The sequence below is a fragment of the Bartonella silvatica genome (assembly GCF_040545155.1).
Lineage (GTDB): Bacteria > Pseudomonadota > Alphaproteobacteria > Rhizobiales > Rhizobiaceae > Bartonella > Bartonella silvatica.
Window position 1 is genome coordinate 1 of record NZ_JBEPLI010000084.1, and the last position, 1,189, is coordinate 1,189.

Consider the following 1,189-nt stretch of genomic DNA (forward strand, 5'->3'; position numbering starts at 1 on the left):
TATGAGGAATTTGAAGGTGGTCAGTATCATGAGATGCCTGATAAAGTTGATTACAGTACCAAGGCTCAAGTGAAAGCTTGGATATATGGGGGTGGTATTCCGAAAAGCGTATTGAGTTGTGAAGCGTTGATAGACGAGGTGAATAGGGAAATCAAAAAACGTACAAAGAAAGATCGTTTGATTTGTGAAATTACAGATGATGGTGAGAAGTGTTATTCACAAGCTTATGATATAGACCGTGAACTAGAGAAAGCACTTGGTATTCAATTAGGTAATTATCAAAATGAAAAAAAGTGAAAAAAATAAAAAATACGTATTGACTTTAAAGAAAAGGTCGTTTAGAAAGGTTGACAAGTGCTCAAAACACTGTAATACGAGCGGATAGGTTACGAAACGACCTCTTCCCATGTTTCTAAAATATACTGGCTTTCTTTTGTGCTGTTATTGGCATATAACGATTTTGCCGGGTGTGGTTATACTATACAATACCCTTCATAGGGGAAAGTGTAACGACGGTCTCGTATCCGTGTTTTGAGCGCCCGGCGCCCTTATGGGTTGTCAATCAAAATGTTAAAATACGAGGTAATTATTATGCAGAATTCTGTAAAAAAATATCAACTCACCAATCAAACAATTCTTCGTGAGGGTAAAAAACTTTATCGCATTAAGGCGTTAAGAGATTTTGGTGATGTTAAAGCTGGTCAACTTGGTGGCTATATTGAATCTGAAGAAAATCTTTCCCATGATGGTAATTGCTGGGTTGGTGATCAGGCCATTGTTGTGAGCCCTGGTCGTGTTTACGAAAATGCGCAGGTTTATGGCAATGCAGGTGTTGGTGGTTTTGTATATGGTAATGCTCGCGTCTACGATTCAGCAAAGGTTTTTGCCAATGCCCATGTGTATGATAATGCCCATGTTTTCGATAGTGCAAAAATTGTAAGTAAAGTGCATGTTTATGAAAATGCCAATGCATGTGGCATGGCTATTGTTACTAAAAATATTTGTGGTGACACAATGAATAATGTTTATACAGAACGCCTTTCTCCTTATGGTGAAATTTGCTTTGTTATGTGTCGTCCCCATAGGAAAACAGCTTAAATAACGCGCGGGCGCGGCGGGGGCGCCTTCTTTAAACCTCTTATTAAAAATTTATTCAAATGTTAGATTAGGGAGCTACCTATGACCACTA

At 38.4% G+C, this 1,189-nt stretch carries 2 protein-coding genes; both read left to right on the forward strand.

What is annotated here, in order from left to right:
- On the forward strand, positions 1-297 hold a 297-nt coding region (locus tag ABID23_RS08065; protein WP_354190988.1), incomplete at its 5' end, for a hypothetical protein.
- 294 nt (positions 298-591) lie between these two features.
- The gene (locus tag ABID23_RS08070; protein ID WP_120100860.1) at positions 592-1,098 is read left to right on the forward strand and encodes a hypothetical protein; all 507 of its coding nucleotides are present in this window, start codon (positions 592-594) and stop codon (positions 1,096-1,098) included.
- The last annotated feature ends 91 nt before the right edge of the window (positions 1,099-1,189 follow it).

Excerpts from the sequence above, each read along its gene's own strand:
- ABID23_RS08070 (WP_120100860.1), top strand. The coding sequence starts at position 592 with ATGCAGAATTCTGTAAAAAAATATCAACTCACCAATCAAACAATTCTT.